Source organism: Pelomonas sp. KK5, from assembly GCF_001984095.1.
Taxonomy (GTDB): Bacteria; Pseudomonadota; Gammaproteobacteria; order Burkholderiales; family Burkholderiaceae_C; genus KK5.
In genome coordinates, this window is sequence record NZ_LYVQ01000443.1 from 1 (window position 1) to 1,987 (window position 1,987).

The 1,987-nt window shown below is 73.2% G+C and carries 2 protein-coding genes and 1 pseudogene; all 3 read right to left on the minus strand.

Annotated elements, in window-relative coordinates:
- A pseudogene (locus tag B0W88_RS31465) lies at positions 1-279 on the minus strand (sialidase); the annotation flags it as partial.
- Positions 280-291: 12 nt separating this feature from the next.
- Positions 292-1,062, minus strand: a complete 771-nt coding sequence (locus tag B0W88_RS31470; RefSeq protein WP_077038382.1) for an SDR family NAD(P)-dependent oxidoreductase — start codon at positions 1,060-1,062, stop codon at positions 292-294.
- Between the two features lie 34 nt (positions 1,063-1,096).
- A partial coding sequence (locus tag B0W88_RS31475) for an alpha/beta hydrolase (protein WP_083749200.1) occupies positions 1,097-1,987 on the minus strand: 891 nt, incomplete at its 5' end.

Genomic DNA, 1,987 nt, shown 5'->3' on the forward strand with positions numbered 1-1,987 from the left:
GTGCCGCTCGTCCGCGAAGGCCACCGCCGTCAGCGTGGACCCGCGCGACCGCGCCAGCGGCACCGGCACCCAGCGGCCGCCGCCGTCCTCCGAGGCCAGGATCAGCCCCTGCTCGCCCACCGCCAGCAGCCGCCGCCCGGCCTGCGCCACGCCGGTGACCAGCAGCCGGTCGGCCTGCACCGCGGTGGCCGCGAAGGCCGGCAGCGGCCGCGGCGAAAACGAATACCCGGCGGCGAGCGCCACCACGGCCGAGACGGCCAGCCCCACCAGCTTGAACATCTTGCGAACCGGCTATTGCGCGAGGAAGCCGCCGTCCACCGACAGGTAGGTGCCGTTGACGTAGGAGGAGCGCGCCGAGCACAGCCACAGCGCGGCCTGCGCCACCTCGTCGGGCTCGGCCACGCGGCCCATCGGCACCGCCATCGGCAGCATGCCCTGGAACTGCGGGCTGGCGAAGACCGGCGCGGTCATCGGCGTGTTGATGAAGCCCGGCGCCAGCGTGTTGCAGCGAATGCCGCGGCCGCCGTACTCGACCGCCGCCGCCTTGGTCAGGCCCACCACGCCGTGCTTGCCCGCCACATAGCCGGGGATGCCCGGGAAGGCGATCTGGCCGGCGATCGAGGCGGTGTTGACGATGGCGCAGCCGGCGCCGCCGGCCGTCTCCAGCATCGCGCGCAGCTGGTAGCGCATGCAGTAGAAGACGCCGGAAAGGTTGACGGCCATCATCCGGTCCCACAGCTCCAGCGGGTAGTCGATGAAGCCGGGAGGCAGCGGGCCGTCGCTGATGCCGGCGTTGTTGAAGGCCGCGTCCAGGCGGCCGTAGGCGGTCACGGCGGCCTTGACGGCGTGCTCGCAGTCGGCGGCCTTGGAGACATCGGTGCGCACGAACAGCGCCTCGGTGCCGCCCTGCTTGAGTTCGGCGGCCAGCGCCTCGCCCTGGTCGGCGTTGTAGTCGGCCAGCACGAGCCGGGCGCCCTCGCGGGCGAAGAGTTCGGCGGTGGCGCGGCCGATGCCGGTGGCGGCGCCGGTGATCAGCGCGACCTTGTCCTTGAGTTCGTTCATCTCTGTTGTCTCCTCGATGGTTGTTGCTTGCCTGTCAGGGCTGCGCGAAGGACCGGGCCAGTTGCGCAGCCCCATGATCGACCGCCTCGCACGCCGCGTCGAGCGGGCCGAGCAGGCTGGCGAAGCCATGGAACACGCCGGGCCAGCGGCGCTGGGCGACCGGCACGCCGGCCTTCACCAGCGCCTGCGCGTAGGCCTCGCCTTCGTCGCGCAAGGGGTCGTATTGGGCGGTGATGACGGTGGCGGGCGCGGCGCGGGCCAGGTCTTCGCGGCGCAGCAGGGCCACACGCGGGTCGGCGGCCTGCGAGGCGTGCGGCAGGTACTGGCGCCAGAACCAGCGCATCTGCTCGGCGCTGAGCATCGGCGCCTCGGCCAGCTCGTGGTGCGAGAGCGCGGTGCAGCGGCTATCGATCACCGGATAGAGCAGCAGCTGGTGGCGCAGCGGCACGCCGGCCTCCAGCGCGGCCACGGCGGCCAGGTGGGCGCCGGCGCTGTCGCCGGCCACGGCGATGCGGGCGGGATCGGCACCGAGGCCCGTGGCCTGCGCATGCAGCGCCTGCAGCGCGGCGACGGCATCTTCGACCGGCGCCGGGAACGGGTGCTCGGGCGCCAGCCGGTAGTCGACCGAGGCGACCAGCGTGCCGCCGCGCACGGCGAGGCGGTGGCAGATGTTGTCGTGGCTGTCCAGGCCGCAGGCGACGAAGCCGCCGCCGTGGAAATAGACCGTTAGGGGTAGTGGACCGCTCAGGCCCTTCGGCCTGTAGAGGCGCACGGCGATGCCGGCGGCCTCGCTGTCCACGACCTCGGCCACCGCATCGTGCAGCAGCGGCAGGGGCGGGAACATCGCGAGGCCGGCGCGGTAGTGCTCGACGCTCAGCCGAGAGAAATCAGGGCGCGGCAGTTGCGCCAGGCCGGCGGCGATGGC

What these genes read in the sequence shown, in the direction of transcription:
- B0W88_RS31470 (WP_077038382.1), bottom strand. Translation starts at nt 1,062, where the DNA reads ATGAACGAACTCAAGGACAAGGTCGCGCTGATCACCGGCGCCGCCACC.